Source organism: Rossellomorea marisflavi (assembly GCF_009806575.1).
GTDB classification, from domain to species: Bacteria; Bacillota; Bacilli; order Bacillales; family Bacillaceae_B; genus Rossellomorea; species Rossellomorea marisflavi_A.
This window is the reverse complement of the sequence record NZ_CP047095.1, coordinates 2669987-2688242: the sequence shown is the minus strand read 5'-3', so window position 1 is coordinate 2688242 and position 18256 is coordinate 2669987. Positions and strand designations below refer to the sequence as shown.

18 protein-coding genes, 2 pseudogenes and 1 other annotated feature are annotated in these 18256 nt (G+C 50.4%); of the genes and pseudogenes, 12 read left to right on the top strand and 8 right to left on the bottom strand.

The window, feature by feature from the left end; genetic code table 11:
- Nucleotides 1–153 precede the first annotated feature (153 nt).
- The 3 genes from D5E69_RS14020 to D5E69_RS14010 all read left to right on the top strand — a co-directional run bounded on the left by D5E69_RS14020 (nucleotide 154) and on the right by D5E69_RS14010 (nucleotide 3152).
- A complete protein-coding gene (locus tag D5E69_RS14020) occupies nucleotides 154–1281 on the top strand; it encodes a tripeptidase T (protein ID WP_048005977.1) in 1128 nt (375 codons plus the stop codon).
- A 137-nt stretch (nucleotides 1282–1418) separates the two neighbouring features.
- Nucleotides 1419–1886, top strand: coding sequence for a chemotaxis protein CheW (locus D5E69_RS14015; RefSeq protein ID WP_048005976.1), 468 nt, complete (start codon nucleotides 1419–1421; stop codon nucleotides 1884–1886).
- Between the two features lie 15 nt (nucleotides 1887–1901).
- The gene (locus D5E69_RS14010) at nucleotides 1902–3152 is read left to right on the top strand and encodes a DNA polymerase IV (protein ID WP_048005975.1); all 1251 of its coding nucleotides are present in this window, start codon (nucleotides 1902–1904) and stop codon (nucleotides 3150–3152) included.
- Between the two features lie 619 nt (nucleotides 3153–3771).
- Here D5E69_RS14010 and D5E69_RS14005 read toward each other — a convergent pair.
- The gene (locus D5E69_RS14005) at nucleotides 3772–4392 is read right to left on the bottom strand and encodes a cyclase family protein (RefSeq protein ID WP_159129797.1); all 621 of its coding nucleotides are present in this window, start codon (nucleotides 4390–4392) and stop codon (nucleotides 3772–3774) included.
- Nucleotides 4393–4419: 27 nt separating this feature from the next.
- The gene (zwf, locus tag D5E69_RS14000; RefSeq protein ID WP_249931491.1) at nucleotides 4420–5916 is read right to left on the bottom strand and encodes a glucose-6-phosphate dehydrogenase; all 1497 of its coding nucleotides are present in this window, start codon (nucleotides 5914–5916) and stop codon (nucleotides 4420–4422) included.
- A gap of 248 nt (nucleotides 5917–6164) precedes the next feature.
- Between zwf and rnz the strand changes: the two genes are divergently transcribed.
- Together rnz and D5E69_RS13990 are read left to right on the top strand one after the other, a co-directional pair.
- On the top strand, nucleotides 6165–7106 hold the full coding sequence (gene rnz / locus D5E69_RS13995; RefSeq protein WP_048006391.1) for a ribonuclease Z: 942 nt from the start codon (nucleotides 6165–6167) through the stop codon (nucleotides 7104–7106).
- Nucleotides 7103–7855 (top strand): GNAT family N-acetyltransferase, encoded by a 753-nt coding sequence (locus tag D5E69_RS13990; protein ID WP_159129795.1) that lies wholly within the window; start codon nucleotides 7103–7105, stop codon nucleotides 7853–7855. The genes rnz and D5E69_RS13990 overlap by 4 nt, the downstream gene beginning before the upstream one ends.
- Nucleotides 7856–7965: 110 nt before the next feature.
- Here D5E69_RS13990 and namA read toward each other — a convergent pair.
- Nucleotides 7966–8981, bottom strand: a pseudogene (gene namA, locus D5E69_RS13985) (NADPH dehydrogenase NamA).
- 103 nt (nucleotides 8982–9084) lie between these two features.
- Nucleotides 9085–9900, bottom strand: a complete 816-nt coding sequence (gene proC, locus D5E69_RS13980) for a pyrroline-5-carboxylate reductase (RefSeq protein ID WP_063191655.1) — start codon at nucleotides 9898–9900, stop codon at nucleotides 9085–9087.
- A 52-nt stretch (nucleotides 9901–9952) separates the two neighbouring features.
- Nucleotides 9953–10162 (bottom strand) — a binding site (T-box leader).
- A 243-nt stretch (nucleotides 10163–10405) separates the two neighbouring features.
- On the opposite strand from proC, the gene D5E69_RS13975 reads away from it, so the two are divergent.
- The 3 genes from D5E69_RS13975 (at nucleotide 10406) to D5E69_RS13965 (ending at nucleotide 12774) form a co-directional block, all read left to right on the top strand.
- Nucleotides 10406–11299 (top strand): MBL fold metallo-hydrolase, encoded by an 894-nt coding sequence (locus D5E69_RS13975; RefSeq protein WP_347566694.1) that lies wholly within the window; start codon nucleotides 10406–10408, stop codon nucleotides 11297–11299.
- A gap of 14 nt (nucleotides 11300–11313) precedes the next feature.
- Nucleotides 11314–12108 (top strand): SDR family NAD(P)-dependent oxidoreductase, encoded by a 795-nt coding sequence (locus D5E69_RS13970; RefSeq protein WP_048005966.1) that lies wholly within the window; start codon nucleotides 11314–11316, stop codon nucleotides 12106–12108.
- 141 nt (nucleotides 12109–12249) lie between these two features.
- Nucleotides 12250–12774 (top strand): hypothetical protein, encoded by a 525-nt coding sequence (locus D5E69_RS13965; RefSeq protein ID WP_048005965.1) that lies wholly within the window; start codon nucleotides 12250–12252, stop codon nucleotides 12772–12774.
- A 6-nt stretch (nucleotides 12775–12780) separates the two neighbouring features.
- On the opposite strand, the gene D5E69_RS13960 is transcribed toward D5E69_RS13965, so the two are convergent.
- Nucleotides 12781–13332, bottom strand: coding sequence for an alpha/beta hydrolase (locus tag D5E69_RS13960; RefSeq protein ID WP_159129794.1), 552 nt, complete (start codon nucleotides 13330–13332; stop codon nucleotides 12781–12783).
- Entirely contained in the window at nucleotides 13259–13723 is a 465-nt protein-coding gene (locus tag D5E69_RS13955) for an alpha/beta fold hydrolase (protein ID WP_159129793.1), read from the bottom strand. The genes D5E69_RS13960 and D5E69_RS13955 overlap by 74 nt, the downstream gene beginning before the upstream one ends.
- A gap of 107 nt (nucleotides 13724–13830) precedes the next feature.
- Here D5E69_RS13955 and D5E69_RS13950 point away from each other — a divergent pair, with 107 nt between their 5' ends.
- The 3 genes from D5E69_RS13950 (at nucleotide 13831) to D5E69_RS13940 (ending at nucleotide 16860) form a co-directional block, all read left to right on the top strand.
- The gene (locus D5E69_RS13950; RefSeq protein WP_048014046.1) at nucleotides 13831–14376 is read left to right on the top strand and encodes a ribonuclease FAU-1 family protein; all 546 of its coding nucleotides are present in this window, start codon (nucleotides 13831–13833) and stop codon (nucleotides 14374–14376) included.
- An 844-nt stretch (nucleotides 14377–15220) separates the two neighbouring features.
- Nucleotides 15221–16507: a Y-family DNA polymerase gene (locus tag D5E69_RS13945; RefSeq protein ID WP_231579001.1), complete on the top strand. Its 1287-nt coding sequence runs from the start codon at nucleotides 15221–15223 to the stop codon at nucleotides 16505–16507.
- A 20-nt stretch (nucleotides 16508–16527) separates the two neighbouring features.
- Nucleotides 16528–16860, top strand: coding sequence for a YolD-like family protein (locus D5E69_RS13940; protein ID WP_048005960.1), 333 nt, complete (start codon nucleotides 16528–16530; stop codon nucleotides 16858–16860).
- Here the strand turns inward: D5E69_RS13940 and D5E69_RS13935 are convergent, their stop codons facing one another.
- Nucleotides 16861–17076 (bottom strand): CDGSH iron-sulfur domain-containing protein, encoded by a 216-nt coding sequence (locus tag D5E69_RS13935; RefSeq protein ID WP_048005959.1) that lies wholly within the window; start codon nucleotides 17074–17076, stop codon nucleotides 16861–16863.
- A gap of 115 nt (nucleotides 17077–17191) precedes the next feature.
- Between D5E69_RS13935 and D5E69_RS13930 the strand changes: the two genes are divergently transcribed.
- Entirely contained in the window at nucleotides 17192–17521 is a 330-nt protein-coding gene (locus tag D5E69_RS13930; RefSeq protein ID WP_048005958.1) for an iron-sulfur cluster biosynthesis family protein, read from the top strand.
- A 43-nt stretch (nucleotides 17522–17564) separates the two neighbouring features.
- Here the strand turns inward: D5E69_RS13930 and D5E69_RS13925 are convergent.
- Nucleotides 17565–18247: pseudogene (locus D5E69_RS13925) on the bottom strand (YjjG family noncanonical pyrimidine nucleotidase).
- Between the last annotated feature and the right edge of the window lie 9 nt (nucleotides 18248–18256).

Below are 18256 nucleotides of genomic sequence, written 5' to 3'. Positions count from 1 at the left end.
GCGGCTCGCCCTAATCCGACCATCAAAGGGGTTATTCTGCCACCATCCGCTTAAATGGGGAAAGTTCCGGCCTGCATGAAAGCACTCTATTTGTGACGCTGGGGTATTAGCGCTATACTAGTAGAGTGATTACATAATGTTGGAGGTACGAATATGATCAATCAAGAGCGTTTATTGAATGAATTCATGGAATTGGTGCAGATCGATTCTGAAACAAAGGACGAAGCGGAAATTGCAAAAGTATTGACTGCAAAATTCACCGAACTTGGCGTCGATGTGTTCGAGGATGACACGACAGGTGTAACAGGACACGGTGCCGGTAACTTGATCTGCAACCTCAAAGGGACAAAGGAAGGTGCAGATACGATCTACTTCACATCCCATATGGATACTGTCGTTCCTGCTAAGGGCGTCAAGCCTGAACTGAAGGAAGATGGCTATATCTATTCGGATGGTACGACCATCCTTGGGGCCGATGATAAGACAGGTCTTGCTACGATGCTTGAAGTCGTAAGAGTGCTGAAAGAAAATAACATCGAGCACGGTGATATCCAGTTCATCATCACCGCAGGGGAAGAATCCGGCCTCGTCGGAGCAAAAGCCCTCGACTCTTCACTCGTGAAGGCGAAGTACGGCTTTGCCCTCGACAGCGACGGGAAAGTCGGCAACATCATCGTGGCTGCGCCGACCCAGGCAAAAGTGAAAGCGACAATCTACGGCATTACGGCACACGCCGGGGTTGCTCCTGAAAAAGGTGTATCTGCCATTACCATCGCTTCAAAAGCCATCTCGAAGATGCCACTCGGTCGTATCGATGAAGAAACGACGGCGAATATCGGACGCTTCGAAGGCGGAAAGGCAACGAATATCGTTTGCGAGCAAGTCGATATCCTTGCAGAAGCACGCTCCCTTGTACCTGAAAAAATGGAAGCTCAAGTAGAAAAAATGAAAGAAGCATTCCATGCAGCTGCCGACGAAATGGGTGGTAAAGCAGAAGTGGAGATCGAAGTCATGTACCCGGGATTCAAGTTCTCCGATGGGGATGAAGTCGTAGAAGTGGCAAAACGTGCCGCAGCGAAAGTGGGACGCCCGAGTGAGCTTCAAACAAGCGGCGGGGGCAGTGATGCGAACGTCATCGCAGGGTTCGGCATCCCGACGGTCAATCTCGCGGTAGGATATGAAGAAATCCACACAAAAAATGAAAGAATGCCTGTAGAAGAGCTGTATAAATTGGCTGAGATGGTCATCGCCATCGTAGAAGAAGCAGCGGCATCTAACTAATTCCGGATTTAAGGAGGAAGGTTCATCAGCGCGTTTGCTGGTGGACCTTTTGTTCTGACTCCCCTTACATGGCAATCTATGGTACATTAAAAGGAAGAAGAGCGTCCAGGTCGAAGGACGGAGAGGAGAGTCAGTTCATGACTAAAGTCATTGTTTTTCACGCAGGTAAGGAAGAGTATGCTCTACCCGTTGATACCATTGTTTCCATTGAAAAATCGGAGGGGATCAACCCGATCCCCCATCTCCCATCATTTGTGCTTGGGGTGACGAAGGTAAGGGGAGAGCTCATTCCTGTCTTTGACCTTGCAGAAATCCTTTATTCTTCATCACTGGACCGGACAAATGCGTTTCTTATCGTGGTGAAGAGTGAAATCATGCCGTTCGGGCTCCTTGTGAAAGAAGCCAAGGAAATCATGGAGTATTCCGATGAAGCCCTCACCCAGGTCGGTCTGCTTGCATATGGGAAGGCAGACTACTTCTCAGGCATCATCAATCTCGAGGATCGCATGCTCACCCAGATCGATCCTGATCGATTGGTGGCCGGACTGAAGGGTGTTCCTGAAATCCAAGCCTATGTCACGGAACAAGAAGTGCAATCCAACTAAGAAAGACGCGATCGTATGAGAAATTTTTATCCTAAAAATGGACGGGTGATCCTCCATGTCGATATGAACAGCTTCTACGCATCCGTGGAGATGGCGTATGATCCCTCTTTGAAAGGGAAACCGTTGGCCATCGCCGGTAACCCCGAGGAGCGGAGGGGAATCGTCGTCACATGCAGCTATGAGGCGAGGGGATTCGGTGTAAAGACCACCATGCCTGTCTGGGAGGCGAAAAGACTCTGTCCGGAGCTGATTGTCATGCGTCCGAATTTCGAGCGCTACCGATCTGCTTCCAAAGGCATGTTTGATATTTTAAGACAATATTCCGAACTCGTGGAACCCGTTTCCATTGATGAGGGATATGTGGATATCACCGATTCGTTCGAACTGGGCTCACCCATTGAAATCGCCGGACAAATCCAATCACAGATCCTTTCCCAGCTGGATCTTCCCTGCAGTATCGGTGTCGCCCCCAATAAGTTCCTGGCCAAGACGGCTTCGGATATGAAGAAGCCCATGGGGATTACGGTGCTGAGGAAGCGTGACCTGCCCGCAAAAATCTGGCCGCTTCCGGTCATCGACATGCACGGGATCGGGGAAAAAACAGCGTTGAAATTGAACGGGATGGGGATCGAGACATGCAGGGACCTTGCCTTCGCAAACGATATCCAACTGAAGTCCCGTTTGGGGATCAACGGGCTCCGGCTTAAGGAAAAAGCCAATGGGATCGACAGGCGGATCGTGGATCCCGATTCAATCTATGATTATAAAAGTGTGGGGAACTCCACTACTCTCCCTAAAGACACCACCAATCAACACGATCTGTTGGCCGTCATATTGCAACTCAGTGAGAAAGTCGCCTCAAGGCTCCATCAGAAGGATGTCCTCGGGATGACGATTCAGGTGATGATCAAGGACAAGTTCAGGAAGTCCATCACCAGAAGCCGGAAACTTGAGAATCCGATAGGAAAGAAAGAGGATATCTTCGCAGTGGCAAAGGCCCTGTTCATGAAACATTGGAACGGGGAACCTGTCAGGCTCCTCGGGGTCACAGCCCAGGATGTAGTGGAAAAGAGCGAAGCCACAGAACAGCTTGACCTTTTTTCCTACAAAAAAGAAGCAGAAAAAGAGCCGCTGTACAAAGTCGTTTCCGAACTCCAGGACAAGTACGGAAAAGATTCCATTGCAAGGGGCATTAAAGGAAGTAAAGGCGCCCGGACTGACACGAAAACTGACACAAGCTTTAACAAGGATTTTCTTAGAGAATAGAGGAATCCTCTCAGTAGGGGGAAGGGTCCGAATGATTATGAATGGTAACAAAGGGTTCAAATCGCATACGATTTGAACCCTTTACTTTTGTTTGACTCATGAATTACACTCAAGGCATGGTGTGATGATGGATTGAACCGTAGAGGGGCAAAGCTTCCCCGTACTGACTGAAAGATTACGTTCCCTGTACTCTGTTATCCGCAAAGAAGTTTCCTTTTGCCTTTATCATCAAGCGTAAAATAGTATGGTGAAATGGGCATATCAGTATTCCATGACCGAGAGCGGCAACACGCAAGCTAAATCGAAGGATGATAGAGGAGTCTATATGGATATTCTAATGATGCTATTTTCCGCTTTTTCTTTTCTTAGTCTGATTTTTTTCTCGGTTAAGGGGAAAGAGTTTTATCAAAGTGACCTGTTACATGCCGATTCAGGGAGCATTTTAGGGGAGATCCTAATGTATTTGATCCATCTGTTCCCATGGTATATAAGAAAGCTGTTTTTAGTACTGATTTGTTCAGGGTTATGCATCCTGTGTGTGGGTTACTTTACCTTTGAGTAGCACTCATCTATACAGAAAGGGTACCAAATCTGATCGATTTGGTACCCTTTTTCGTGTTTATCCGATCATTTCATCAAACAAGAGGACCCTTGCAGGAGAAGCGTCGGTTTTCTGTACGTTGAGGGGAGCTGCGACCATGAAGTATTGTCCCGGTTCAATGTCTTTGAGTCGGAGACCTTCCATGATGATGACTCCATTCCCCATCAATGTGCGGTGAGTCGGATGACCTTCCTGGGCACGTTCGATGCCGAGCGCATCGATGGCGACACCTGCAATCTTTTTCTCTGCAAGGTGCTTGGCGGCATCTGCGGCTACATAGATGAATTCGAAGTTGAACTCTTCATCCCATGAGTTCTTCGTCTTGAAGATGACAAAATCATTTTCTTCGATATCTAGGTCTTTGATATCGTCGTAGGAAATATTTTCTTCTGCATCTGTCAAATCGAATACTTTCACCGGTCTGACGAGCTGTTTGATATCGATCGTTTCGATTGTTTCCCCTTCGTTGAACATATGGAGGGGAGCATCAACATGTGTACCGGTATGTAGGTCGATGGAGATGCGTGATTCCGTTACGTGTCCGTTTGTATCGGTCTTGATGGACGGCTTTTTCTCCGGCTTGTTTTTGTATACCGGCATATCGCTGTGGATTGGAGCAGTTACGTCATAGATCTTCATTGTTTCCTCACCCTTCAAGTATCTTTGTTATTCTACATCAAGTTTCCCTATCGGCCACCAGTTGAAACCATCTTTGTCCAATAGCTCGTCTGCTGCTTTTGGACCCATGGAGCCGGCAGGGTAGTTAGGAAAGTCTTCCTGTTGAGTAGATTCCCAAATTTCAGAGATCTTGTCAACAAATGCCCAGGACAATTTCACTTCGTCCCATAGGGTGAAGTTCGTCGCATCGCCCCTCAGGCAGTCATGAAGTAATTTTTCGTAAGCTTCCGGTGTATTGATGCCATCCAAGTCGTGGTTGGCAAAATTCAATTTGACAGGAGTCGTTTCAATATCCTGACCGGTTTTCTTAACGTTGAGGTGAAGGGTGATGCCCTCTTCAGGTTGAATATGGATCACCAAAAGGTTCGGCGCAAGTGGTTTCCCTGGATTGTAGTAAAGATTCATCGGGATATCCTTGAATTGTACGACGATTTTCGTCGATTTTGTTTCCATGCGCTTGCCCGTTCTGATATAGAATGGCACACCTGCCCAGCGGAAGTTATCGATCATCAGTTTACCTGCCACGAATGTTTCCGTGTTGGACTCATCATCCACATTGTCTGCTTCCCGGTAGCCCGGTACAGCTTCTTCTTGCATCTTTCCAGGTCCGTACTGACCGCGTACGAAGTAGTCTTTCACTTCTTCGCCTTCGATTGGACGAAGGGAGCGAAGAACGCGGACCTTCTCGCTGCGGATCTCATCGGTTGTCAGCTTGATTGGCGGTTCCATGGCAAGGAGGGCCACCATCTGGATCAAGTGATTCTGCACCATGTCACGGAGCGCTCCACTTTTCTCGTAGTAACGGCCGCGGTCCTCCACCCCGAGCTCTTCCGAAGAAGTCACCTGGATGTTTGAGATGTAACGGTTGTTCCAGAGCGGTTCGAACATGGCATTGGCGAAACGGATAACCTCGATATTTTGAACCATTTCCTTACCGAGATAATGATCGATGCGGTAGATCTGGTCTTCAGAGAAGGATTCGCGGATCTGTTTATTCAGCGCTTCAGCAGAAGGAAGATCGTGACCGAATGGTTTCTCGATCACAAGACGTTGGAAGCCTTTTGCATCCGTCACGCCCTGCTTCTTGAGCTGCTCGGTGATGGTACCGAAGAATTCAGGTGCCATGGCGAGATAGAAGATGCGATTTCCTTCAAGCTGATACTGTTCATCCAGCTGATCCGAGAGGGTTTTCAATTCCCTGTATGATTCATCGCTTGATACATCATGAGCCTGGTAATAAAAATGGGATACAAATTCTTCTATGTTTTCATTACTGCCGATTGCGTTATGTACAGAGGTTCTTACGTGCTCCTGGAAGGTTTCGTTCGACCATTCCCTGCGCCCGATGCCGATGACGGCAAAGTGCTTGGAGATCTTTCCTTTTGTAAATAAATGATAAAGGGATGGATATAGTTTTCTCTTGGCTAGATCACCAGTCGCCCCGAAAATCGTAATAAGAGAAGATGGTGTATGCTGATTATTCAATGTCATGACCTCACTTTATCTTTTTGCCGGTATAGCCGGCATGGTACTTCCTCTTTTGTACAATGATTTCATTGTAAAAACTAATCCTCCAATAAGCAAGTCTTTTGCCTGACTGGGAAAGCTCCTTTGATTAGAATGGCTCAAAATGATAAAAGTATGAAAGATTGGCCCTTTTCCGATATCAACTAGTAATAGGAAAGCAAAAGATGTGCTATGATGAAAGAACAGAATACATAGAGGTGAAGAACGTGGATGTGCAATTTTTAGGGACGGGTGCAGGCGTGCCCGCCAAATTTCGCAATGTGTCAAGCGTTGCCCTTAAGCTTTTGGAAGAACGGGGGGCGATCTGGCTTTTCGATTGTGGGGAAGCGACACAGCATCAGATCTTACATACGAACATCCGGCCGAGAAGGATCGAAAAGATCTTCCTCTCGCATTTGCATGGTGATCATATATTCGGGCTCCCTGGTTTCCTCGGCAGCCGGTCTTTCCAGGGAGGGGAGACCCCACTCACGGTTTACGGACCGGAAGGGATCAAAGCGTTCATCGAGGTTTCCCTGTCCGTCAGCAAGACCCATCTTCGCTATCCCCTTCATGTGGTGGAAATCGGGGAAGGGATCATTTTCAGTGATGACCAATTCACCGTTGAAGCCCGCAAGCTCGATCACGGAATTGAATCCTTCGGGTTCAGAATCACGGAGAAGGATGCACCAGGCGTCCTCCAAGTCGAACGTCTGAGGGAGGCAGGAGTCGCACCCGGTCCGATCTACAAACGACTGAAGGCAGGAGAGACGATCACTCTTGAAGACGGAAAAGTCATCGATGGAAAGGATTTCCTCGGACCCCCTGTCCCGGGGCGCATCGTAACCATACTCGGTGACACCAGGGTATGTCCGAATTCAAGGGCACTTGCTGAATCGGCAGATCTTCTCATCCATGAAGCCACATTTAACAGGGACCAGGAGCAGATGGCGAGGGATTATTTCCATTCCACCACTGCACAGGCGGCGGCAACGGCACGTGATGCCGGGGCGGGGGTTCTGTTCCTCACCCATATATCGTCCCGCTACGCGAAAGAAGCATGGCCGGAACTGGTACAGGAAGCACAAGAGATCTTCCCTGAAACCATGATGGCACAGGACCTGTTGGAATATACCGTACCGCGTAAAGCAATGGAGGAACAATCATGACGCATATCACCTATAAAAACATCCATCGTGATGGCCGTTTAGTGAAAGAAAATGAACTGTACAAACATGTCCATGACCCGGAGTTCCTTGAAAGGTACAGCAGCAATTATATTGAATTTTTCCGGGCGCCCCGCCTGGAGGAATTCAGGGAAGTGGCGGATTACTTAAAAGCCTATCATGCTGCAAGGGGGCAAAAGCATGTGAAGTTCCATCTCCCTGAGAATAAGAAGCCGATTGATGGATTGTCTGATCATTTGGCCTCCAGGGGATTTGAGATCAGCTTCACGGAGCTTTACGCAATCCACCCGAAGGATTTCCCCCGTATGGAAGACGACCCGGATATAAGGGTTGAAGTCATCAGAGACCTCGACGATTACCTTGCGTTTCAATATGAACAGGATCTGATCTACGGTGAATCATTCGCCAAGGGAAAGGTGACCGTCCATCGCCAACATTTCGATGATGACCATGTCACCCAGCTCCTCGCTTATTACCAAGGAAAGCCTGCGGGTTCCGTCGACGTGATCCTGAAAGAAGGAACGGCCGAAATCGATGGTCTGATGGTACATGAGGATTATCGAAAAAAAGGGATAGCCTCGAGACTGCAGCAAAGGGTTATGGAACTTTATCCGGATTGTACCGTGATCCTTGTTGCGGACGGGGAAGATACGCCGCGGGAGATGTATCAGAAGCAAAATTATCGGTATCAGGGTTTTCAATATGAAATTCAAAAGATCTACACCGAATAATACACCCAAAAAAACCGGCTTCCTTCTACAGGGAAGCCGGTTTCTTTGGGTGATCGGAGACATAAGGAAGGGCCATGTCGATGACATGCCCTCCTTGGTTTGCGTATGCCTTACCAGCCGCGTTCATATTGAACGGGTGGGGTGATTTCGTAACCGAGTTCTTTTGCTGCCGTACGCGGCCAGTATGGATCCCGAAGCAGCTCTCTTCCGAGAAGGATGAGATCAGCGCGCTCATTCTGAAGGATCTCTTCTGCCTGAAGACCCGAAGTGATGAGTCCGACGGCACCTGTGTCGATGTCCGCCTCATGCTTGATGCGTTCGGCCGGTTTCACCTGGTAGCCGGGGAAGACAGGGATCCGTGCCGGAACAACGGCTCCAGAGCTGACATCGATCAGGTCGACCCCCTGCTCCTTCATCCATTTGGAGAAGACGACGTAATCATGCACGTCGAGGCCTTCCTCATGGTAATCCTTCGCCGACACACGGACGAAGAGGGGACCGTCCCATACGGTTTTGACCCCGTCGATGATTTCCTTCAGGAAGCGGTAGCGGTTTTCTGCGCTCCCTCCGTATTCATCCTCCCGTCTGTTGGAGAGGGGGACAGGAACTCATTGACGAGATAGCCGTGGGCGCCGTGGATTTCAATCACATCGAATCCGGCTTTTTTGGCACGCTCAGCACCATTTTTGAACGCTGTGACCGTTTCTTTGATCTGTTCGGTCGTCATGGCAACAGGCGTTTTCATGTCGTCGTTGAAGGCGATGGCGGACGGTGCGAGGATATCCCCTTCAAGGACTGCTTTTCTTCCGGCGTGGGCAAGCTGGATGCCGGTTTTGGCCCCTTGTTCCTTCATGAGAGAGACAAGCTCTGTCAGTCCTTCGAGGTGATCATCACTCCAGATTCCAAGGTCTTGAGGGGAAATGCGACCCTGGGGTGTGACGGCAGTAGCTTCCTGTATGATCAGCCCTGCTCCTCCTACAGCCCTGCTCGTGTAGTGCGTGCGGTGCCAGTTCTCAATTTTTCCGTCTTCATTATGGGAAGAGTACATGCACATCGGCGCCATGACGATGCGGTTTTTCAATTCTACATTCTTGATGGTATATGGTTGAAATAGTTTTCGATTCAATTCTTTTCCCTCCATTCGGCCAGTTCAGGATTTTATTTTTCCCGATGCACAAGATTATATCAACGCGGCATGAGGATGGGAAAGAAATCTGCTCCGGGACGCTTCAGTCTTTTTCCGTTTTGATGAGTTTTCTCCCCAGTTCCTCGGAGCGATTGCGTGCGGAGGAAATGCAATCGAACAGGGCATGTTCCACCCCGTGTGCCTTCAACGCTTCAATTCCCGCTTCCGTCGTCCCACCAGGGCTCGTGACATTTTTCCTCAGCTCCTCGGCGTCCAGTCCCGATTCTTCGAGCATGGCCCCTGCTCCGGTGATCGTGCGGATGGTCAAATCCCGTGCAAGCTCGGATGGGAGGCCGAGTTCAACGGCTGTTGCCTGCATCATTTCCGCCATATAGTAAATATAGGCAGGGCCGCTCCCTGATAAGGCGGTGATCAGGTCGAGCTGGTGTTCTTCCACCTCCACGGTCAGACCCACCGAGTCGAGCAGGTGGACGACGGCCTCTTTCATGACCCGATCGCCAAAGCGATCAAGGGTCACGGCGGTCGCCGATTTCCCAAGGGCGGCACTCGTATTCGGCATGGCACGGGCGATTCCCCCAAGGAACCCGAGCTTTTCGCGAATATAGGAGACCGGGATGCCTGCGAGAACGGACAGGATGACGGTTTGGCTGGAAAGATGGCTCCGGATCACGTCTGCCGCTTCGTCAAAATCCTTCGGTTTCATGGCAAGGACCACCAGGTCAAATGATAGGCCCCTTCCCGGTTTTGATACACCGAACCATTCATCAATTTCCTTCATGCGCACTTCATTCGAACGATTGAGCGCATACGTATCTTCCTTTTTCAACGCACCGGATTTCAATGCCCCTCTCATCAACGCGCAGGCCATTGAGCCTGCTCCAATAAATAATGTGTTCATCTATTCATCCCTCCTGAGAATCCAAAAATAAAAAAGCAGACCCTTCATCCAGAAAAAGGACGAAAGGATCTGCTCCCGTGGTACCACCTTGTTTTGCCCGATGAACGGGCACACTCATTTTCCAATAACGCTGGAACACGTTCTTTATTAAAGACGCTCGAAAGGTAGGTTCGCATGCAGAGAGGATGGCGGTATCTTGCAGCCGGTGAATACCGCTCTCTGACATCGTCAGCATGCTACTTGTCTTTCTCCTCGCTTTGGCCGTTTAGTATTATAGGTGATTATCTTCGATAGGCAACCCGTCTGTCAAGGGTTTATTTCAGTTTATTCTGAAAAAAGAAAAATGACACGGGCAGGATTACAGGGTACACTGAAATGAAGGACCATTCATTTTTGCGGGGCGGCTGAAGCCATCCGGTCCAAAAAACTATCTAACTGTAGGTGAAAGACATTGAAGGATACCATAACCAAAATCACTTTACCCACACCGTATGCGGTTGGGGACGTGAATGTTTATCTACTGAAAGGGGACGCGTTGACTTTAGTCGATGTGGGCCCTCTTACGGAAGAAGCGTGGGAGAGCTTGACTGCACAGATAGGTGAAGCGGGATACGGGCCAGGGGACATTGAACAGGTGGTATTGACCCATCATCACCCTGATCATGCAGGCTTGGTCGAGCGATTTGCCCCTTCGGTGGAGATCATCGGCCATCCGTATAACCGTCACTGGCTGCACAGGGATGCAGGTTTTCTCGATGACTATGGCACGTTCTTTTTCGACCTTGCCCGGGAATCGGGGGTCGATGAAGAAATCCTTTCTAGGATCACATCGTTTGAACACCTTCTCACCCTGATGGGGAATCGCCCGCTTGACCGCTGCGTAGAAGAAGGGGGAGAATTGCCCGGGCTTCCGGGGTGGACCATCATCGGTACCCCCGGACACGCTCAGAGTCACCTGTCTTTCTATCGTGAGGAGGATGGTACCCTCATTGCCGGCGACCACATCCTTGCGCATATTTCCCCCAACCCTTTGATTGAACCGTTATTCAATGGCGGAGGAAGGCCGAAGCCCATGTTGCAGTATAATGAATCCCTCGATAAACTGACAAACTTGCCTGTTTCGATGGCGTATACAGGGCACGGAGAGGACGTCCGGGATGTACAGGAACTCATCGTCAGAAGGAAGCGGAAGCAGGAAGAGCGGGCAGCTTCCGTCCAAACGATGATCCAGGCCCGCCCCATGACGGCCTTCGAGATTTGCAAAAGGCTGTTTCCTGCCGTGTACAAGAAGGAGCTTGGTCTCACCTTATCCGAAACAATCGGGCAGCTTGATTATCTTGAGGCATCGGATAGAATAAAAGTAGAGAAACAACATGGGGTGTACTACTATTTTTCTTAAGCGAGGGAGTCACAATGAATTCTAAGATACAAGGAAAAACCATCATCATCACCGGTGCCTCCGGGGGAATCGGGGAGAGGATGGCGATAAAGGCCGCCGAATCCGGCGCGAATCTTGCCCTCATTGCACGCCGCGCCCCGCTCATCGATGGGTTGGCCACAAAACTTCGGGATCAATACGGTGTCAAGGTGGTGGGCTATCCCCTTGATGTACGGAACCATGAAGCGGTAGGAAAGGCATTCGGGGAAATCAAGGCAGAGTTCGGACATATCCATGTGCTGATCAATAATGCAGGCTTCGGAATCTTCAAAGAAGCCCATGAGGTGTCCTTTGAGGAAGTGAAGGGGATGATCGACGTCAACGTCCTCGGACTGATGGCATGTACCGGTGAAGTCCTGCCGATCATGAAAGAGCAGGGCTACGGTCATATCGTCAACATCGCTTCGCAGGCAGGGAAGTTTGCATCGCCCAAATCAAGCGCCTACTCGGCATCGAAGCACGCGGTCCTTGGATTCACCAACGGTCTGAGGATGGAAGCGAAGCGGTACGGCGTGTTGGTGACGGCTGTCAATCCCGGTCCGATTGCCACCGACTTCTTTACCATTGCGGATGAGTCGGGCACCTATGTGAAAAATGTCGAAAAGTTGATGTTGAACCCGGACGATGTGGCCGATAAAGTGATCCATGCCTTATTTACTTCCAGGAGGGAAATCAATCTGCCGCGGTGGATGAACGCAGGAAGTTTGTTCTACCAGCTGTTCCCAGGCCTGATCGAAACCGTCGGGAATCGATTCTTTTTCAAAAAATGATTGGGTGCTTTCCTACCTTAATCAGGAAATTCACTCGGACTGTAATCGGAACCAATAGTCGATCGTTTTATTCGGAATTTTCATTTTTCATGAAACCTTTTTCCCTGCTCATCCGTCTAAAGTAGGGAGGGGAGGGAGTCTATGAAGAATTCTTCGATCGCTGTGATGCTTGTAACCGCCATGGTCCTGTTGACCGGTTGCGGAATGGGGAACGCGGCGGAACATAGGCAGTCCAGTGGGTCGTACATAGGCTTTGTCACCCAGGTGGAAGCACAAGAACTTTTAATCAATGATACATGGTTTTCTGTACAAGATGCAGTCGTGATAAATGGGGACGGGGATGAAATTCCGGTGAAGGACGTGGGTCTTGGGGATAAGATCAAGGTAGAAGCAGACGGGGAGATCTCCGAGTCCCATCCGCGCAGGGCGGAGGCGGCAAAAATGAGCCTCTTCTCCGATGAGGGAAGTATGAAGGAGTGCCACGCCGTCCGGCTGGTCCTTCAGGATCCGAGATTCTCAGAGGTGCTCCTTCACTCCGTCACCAAGGAGGTGCCGGGGGTTTATGATGTGCGGTTCACGGACCCTTCCATCGGGACGGACGTGAGGGTCATGGTGAATCTCCAGCATGAGCGGGTGATGGTGCCCGCTCGTCCTGTCACGCAGTAAGACCGGTCACGCTTGACCGGTCTCTTCGTGTTCGATCCCACGGAGGGTGTCGAGTATGGCTCCGGTAACCAGAGCGGGGTTTTCCATCTGGATACTATGGCCGTGTGGGGTTTCAATGATCGTCGGATCTTTTGTCAGAAGCTTGAGCTTTTTTACATACCCTTGCCACTCGGGATCCGTATGACGGGCCTGGATCAGTGTAAGAGGCAGACTGGGATCCAGTGGAGGGCAATGACGGATCTGTTCAGCAGACAGGGCGCTGTCCTTCAATTCGTTAAAGACGGCTTCGTATGCTTCGGGTCGGTAGCCGATCGCCGGGTGCCATTCCTGCAGTTCCGGAAAAAGAAAGTCACCACCGACCTTTTCCGTGAAAAGGCGGGGGAAGCCCGTCCGTGAAAAATAGTGGGCGAACCGCATGCCACGGAGCATGTTCCTCCATTCCTTCCTTCTGCGATCGGTCATGGCATTTAGCGTATACCGGTCTTCATGGACGGTATCCACCAACACGAGCCCCTTTACCCTTTCTCGATGAAGTGAGCTGTAAAGTCTTGCGTTCAAGCCTCCATAGGAATGGGCGACGAGCAACAGGGTAGAGTGACAATGGAGGGCATCCCAGGATGGCATCAAGATCTTCCCCTGCCCCTTTCGCATCATGAGCTCCATGGCGGGGCTCGCTCCATCCATACCCGCCGCGGTCGAATGAAATGGTATGGGTGAATCTGCTCAATTCTTCCTGGACCCTATGCCACTGCATGGCATGGCCCGATAAACCCGCATCAAAGACGACAGTGACTGGTCCGCTTCCGTTTTCGATTACATGAAAAGCACCTCTCGCTGTCTGAATGACCTTCCCATAGGGAGGTTTTTTATCTTTCAACCGCACGATCATATTCACCAGGCTTGCAGGAAAGAACAAGCATGTGATGACGCGATGGATCCACTTGTCCATTGTGAGCCTCCTTTGTCTTTCTTCTCTCCTACCATTCGACAGATGTGCCTTAATCCCTTCATATGCTAAAAGGGAAACCATTTTTTAATAGAAAGGGGTGTGGAAAGATGAAAAGGAAATTCGCAGATCGCAGAGGATGGGAGCGGATACTGGACAAACGGTATGCCGCGGCTGATACAGTGCGGGAAGGGTTTGAAGGCCGGGTCGCTTTGATTGAGTTCCTGAACGTTAGGGAGCCGCTGTGGAAAGACTATGGCGACCTTCCCATATGTCTGGTGGATAAAGGGTACCAATGGCTCCAACACTTCCCCGATCATGGCTCATACGCCTTAACGACGATGTTCGATGACAGAGGGGAGGTCATCCAGTGGTATATTGATATTTGCGATGGAGTCGGCGAGGATGGGGGTATCCCTTGGTTGGATGACCTGTATCTGGATCTGGTTGTCCTGCCTTCGGGTGAGACGAAGATTCTCGATGCCGAGGAGCTTGATGAAGCGTTGAAAACCGGGGCGATCGACAGGAAGACCCATTCCCGGGCATGGGAGGAACTGAAACGGATCAGTCAGGCTGTGAAACGTGGTGAGTTCTGCCTATTGGAGAAGGCGCGGGAAGATCGCGCGATGCTTTCATCCCGGTTGAGGCATGTTTAGTCGATTCTTGAAGAGGGGCCCATCATTGATTGGTGGGGTCCCAGGTCAGGAAGGTGTTCGAAAAGATTACGGGCAATCTTCAGCAGCAGGCCAAGGCGGTTAAATCCCCCCGAAATCCACATCGTCATTCCTTTTCTTGAGGACTGTAGCAGCTCTCTGCCAACCATAAGATCCTCGAGTGGGTCATTCTCAACCAATGACCCTGCCTTGAATGCTTTTTAAATCCAATCATAAAAGTTCAAATCTCCTCAGGTCCCTTTCGCTTTTTCTTTATGTCTAGCTCCGGGGGCTTGAGGCTCGAGGTCATAAGTCAAAGCCACCAAAAAGGCCAAGACCGCCTTTCCGGTGTCTTCGCCTTATGCTTGTCGCCTCAGAACGACCCGCCTCCGCTTTTCTTCATGTCTAGCTCCGGGGGCTTGAGGCTCGAGGTCATAAGTCAAAGATCTCAAAAAGGCCAAGACCGCCTTCCTGAGATCTTCGTCTTATGCTTGTCGCCTCAGTGCGAGCCCCCTCCGCTTTTCTTCGTGTCCAGCTCCGGCGGGTTGAGGCTCGAGGTCATAAGCCAGAGAACCCAAAAAGGCACAGAACGCCTTTCCGGGTTCTCTGTCTTATGCTTGTCGCCTCAGAACGACCCGCCTCTGCTTTTCTTCATGTCCAGCTCCGGGGGCTTGAGGCTCGAGGTCATAAGTCAAAGATCTCAAAAAGGCCAAGACCGCCTTCCTGAGATCTTCGCCTTATGCTTGTCGCCTCAGTGCGAGCCCCCTCCGCTTTTCTTTTTACCAATAATTTTTGTTGAAATAGGAACGTATATTCGTATACAATCATCATATACTATATGGAACGAATGTTCTGGTTTGGGGTGGGAGAGATGAGTGTCGATTACAGCGGGCTTCCGCATCAAAAGATTTTGTGCATCGATATGAAGAGCTTCTATGCCAGTTGTTCGGCTGTGATGATGGGACTTGATCCCCTTGATTGCTATCTGGCGGTCGTCGGGGATCAGAGTCGTCAGGGGAGCATCGTGCTGGCGGCTTCACCGAAGCTGAAGCAGGACTTTGGGATCAAGACCGGGGCGCGGATGTACGAAATCCCGCGGGATGATCGGATCTGCTTGGTGGAACCGAAGATGGCGACTTATGTCCGGATTTCCATGGAGATCACGAAGCTGTTCCACCGTTACGTCCCGAAGGAGGCCATTCATACGTACAGCGTGGATGAGAGTTTCATCAAGATCGATGGGGCAATGGGACTGTGGGGCGGAGCGGAAGAAATCGCCCGTAAGATCCAGGACGATATGGAGAGGGAGTTTCAGCTCCCTTGTGCCATCGGGATCGGACCGAATATGCTTCTTGCCAAGCTTTGCCTTGACCTTGATGCGAAATCCAGGGGGATCGCCGAGTGGACGTATGAAGATGTCCCGGAAAAATTATGGCCGCTTTCTCCTTTGAGCGAGATGTGGGGGATCGGCAAACGCCTTGAAAAGACACTGAACCGAATGGGGATCTTTTCGGTGGGGCAGCTTGCCCAGTATGAGCTCGGGAAACTTGAAGCGAAATTCGGGATCATGGGGAATCAGCTGTACCATCATGCATGGGGGGTGGACCTGTCTGAAATCGGGGCCCCCATCATGGAGGGACAGGTGAGCTTCGGTAAAGGCCAGATCCTGCTTCGGGATTATAAAGAGAAGGAAGAAATCAAGCATGTCATCCTGGAGATGTGTGAAGAGGTCGCCCGGCGCGCACGTTCCCATAAAAAGGCGGGAAGGACCATCAGCTTCGGCCTCGGGTACAGTCATGAAGAATTCGGCGGAGGGTTCCACCGGTCCAGGACGGTGGAGGAGCCGACGAACATCACGATGGAGATCTACCGGACCTGCCTGGAGCTGTTTGAAGAGAATTACAGCGGAAGGACCGTCCGGAAATTATCCATTACGTTATCCAATATCGTGGAAGACGGCCCGCTTCAAATGTCGCTTTTCGACTTGAAGCGCCCGGAACTGAAAAGGCTCGGCTATGTGGTGGACGGGATCCGGAATAAATATGGATCTTCTTCCCTCCTGAGGGCGGTTTCCTACACGGCGGCCGGGACGGCACGCCACCGGGCGAAGCTGGTCGGCGGTCATAAATCGTAGAGGAATGAGAGGTGAATGGGATGATTCGCGATCGTGGGAAAATCAAGTGGACATCGATGATGCTTCCCGAGCATGTGAAAATGCTGAGGGATTGGGCGGAGGAAGACTCGTTTGAAAAGCGAAGGGAGCTGGATGAACAGGAGTTAGAGATGATGAATGAAGTGGTGACAGAAGCGGTGGAATACGGCAGGAGTGTGATGATCACTCATTATGAAAGGGAGCGGCATCGCCTCCTCATCGGGGAAATTCACCACGCAGATTCCCTTGAGGGGAAGCTCCGTGTAGTGGATCGCTTCGGTGAGGTCCATGCGATCCGGCTAGCTGACATAGCAGATATCCGGATCGATGAGTGATTATTCTTCGTCCAGGACTTTTTCGGCGCGCACGCAGGAGTCGAATTTCCCTTTGTGGGATGCGTCGCAAAACGGCATATTCGCAGACATGCCGCATCGGCATAGGGTGAATACCGGTTTTGTTGGGAATACATTCCCGTCGGCATCTACGAGTTCAACATCCCCGCTGACCCGGAAAGACCCGTTATCGTTCACTTTGATCTGTGCTTTTGACATTGTCATCCACCCTTTCAAAATCGTGTAATCTCTTTGATAGTATAGGGACTGAGCCGAAATTGCAATACGTCTTCTCCAACTATGATAGTATGGAAGGGTAAAGGAGGCAGACAAGATGAAAATTGAGTGGACCGAAAAAGCAAGTGAAATCATCGAACAGAAAATTTCCGGCCGGGAAGGCCATATAAAATTAAAGTATGACACAGAGGGATGCGGGTGCGTCGTCAGCGGGATTCCGACGCTTTGGTATGTACATGAGCCGGTGGAAGGCGAGGATCTTGTGATCGAGACGAATGAGGGCCCCATCCTTGTGGAGAAGTCCAAGATGGTCTTCCTTGACGAACAGTTAAAAATCGATTTTTCACCTTCAAGCAACACTTTCCAACTGAAAAGCCCGGGTCAGATCATCAACGGACGAATGAACTTTGTGCTGTTCCCGGAATGAACCGGAACGCCCCGCATCCACCAAGAGGATGCGGGGCGTTTATTTATAGAAGCTTCAAAAGCTCCCGGAGGTCGCGGATTTCATAAGTAGGAACGATTCCGCTGTCATTCGGCTTACCAGAGGGGTTGTACCAGCAGGTATCGATCCCGCTCATGGATCCCCTTGGATGTCTGCCGTCAGGGAGTCGCCGATGATGAGGCTCCCCGACCGGTCAAGGCCCGGGATCCGTGCAAAGACGTGGTCGAAGAATTCTTTCATCGGCTTTTGGAAGCCGGTGTCTTCGGATACGAAGATTTCAAGGAATAAGGGATGAAGGCCGGAAGAAGCGAGGCGCTTATACTGGGTTTTCGACACCCCGTTGGTGACGATGTAAAGATCATGATCTTCCTTCAGGGCCGTGATGGTCTCAAGAGCGCCGTCCATGAGCTGATCCCCCCTTTCGAGATAGGAGCGATACTGTTCGCCGAGAGCCTTCCCGTCGACTTCTTGTCCGAGCTCCTTGAAAAAGAGAGAGAATCGGGTGTTGAGGAGCGTATCCCGATCAAGTTTTCCTTGTTCATGATCTCGCCATAGGGATTGATTGAGGATTGAATAACGGGATCTTGTCTCCTGCGCAAGGGGTATCCCATGTTCTGTGAAGAGGAGGGTGATGGCCTCTTCTTCCGCAGCTTTAAAGTCCAGCAGCGTGTCGTCTACGTCAAAAAATAAAGTCTTATAGAATGTCATGGTGTCGTG

Coding starts and splice junctions, on each gene's coding strand:
- D5E69_RS13940 (WP_048005960.1), top strand. CDS start 16,528: ATGATTCGCGATCGTGGGAAAATCAAGTGGACATCGATGATGCTTCCC.
- proC (WP_063191655.1), bottom strand. CDS start 9,900: ATGAACACATTATTTATTGGAGCAGGCTCAATGGCCTGCGCGTTGATG.
- D5E69_RS13950 (WP_048014046.1), top strand. CDS start 13,831: ATGAAAAGGAAATTCGCAGATCGCAGAGGATGGGAGCGGATACTGGAC.
- D5E69_RS13955 (WP_159129793.1), bottom strand. CDS start 13,723: ATGGACAAGTGGATCCATCGCGTCATCACATGCTTGTTCTTTCCTGCA.
- D5E69_RS13990 (WP_159129795.1), top strand. CDS start 7,103: ATGACGCATATCACCTATAAAAACATCCATCGTGATGGCCGTTTAGTG.
- D5E69_RS13930 (WP_048005958.1), top strand. CDS start 17,192: ATGAAAATTGAGTGGACCGAAAAAGCAAGTGAAATCATCGAACAGAAA.
- D5E69_RS13935 (WP_048005959.1), bottom strand. CDS start 17,076: ATGTCAAAAGCACAGATCAAAGTGAACGATAACGGGTCTTTCCGGGTC.
- D5E69_RS13970 (WP_048005966.1), top strand. CDS start 11,314: ATGAATTCTAAGATACAAGGAAAAACCATCATCATCACCGGTGCCTCC.
- D5E69_RS14010 (WP_048005975.1), top strand. CDS start 1,902: ATGAGAAATTTTTATCCTAAAAATGGACGGGTGATCCTCCATGTCGAT.
- D5E69_RS13965 (WP_048005965.1), top strand. CDS start 12,250: ATGAAGAATTCTTCGATCGCTGTGATGCTTGTAACCGCCATGGTCCTG.
- D5E69_RS14005 (WP_159129797.1), bottom strand. CDS start 4,392: ATGAAGATCTATGACGTAACTGCTCCAATCCACAGCGATATGCCGGTA.
- D5E69_RS14015 (WP_048005976.1), top strand. CDS start 1,419: ATGACTAAAGTCATTGTTTTTCACGCAGGTAAGGAAGAGTATGCTCTA.
- D5E69_RS13945 (WP_231579001.1), top strand. CDS start 15,221: ATGTTCTGGTTTGGGGTGGGAGAGATGAGTGTCGATTACAGCGGGCTT.
- D5E69_RS14020 (WP_048005977.1), top strand. CDS start 154: ATGATCAATCAAGAGCGTTTATTGAATGAATTCATGGAATTGGTGCAG.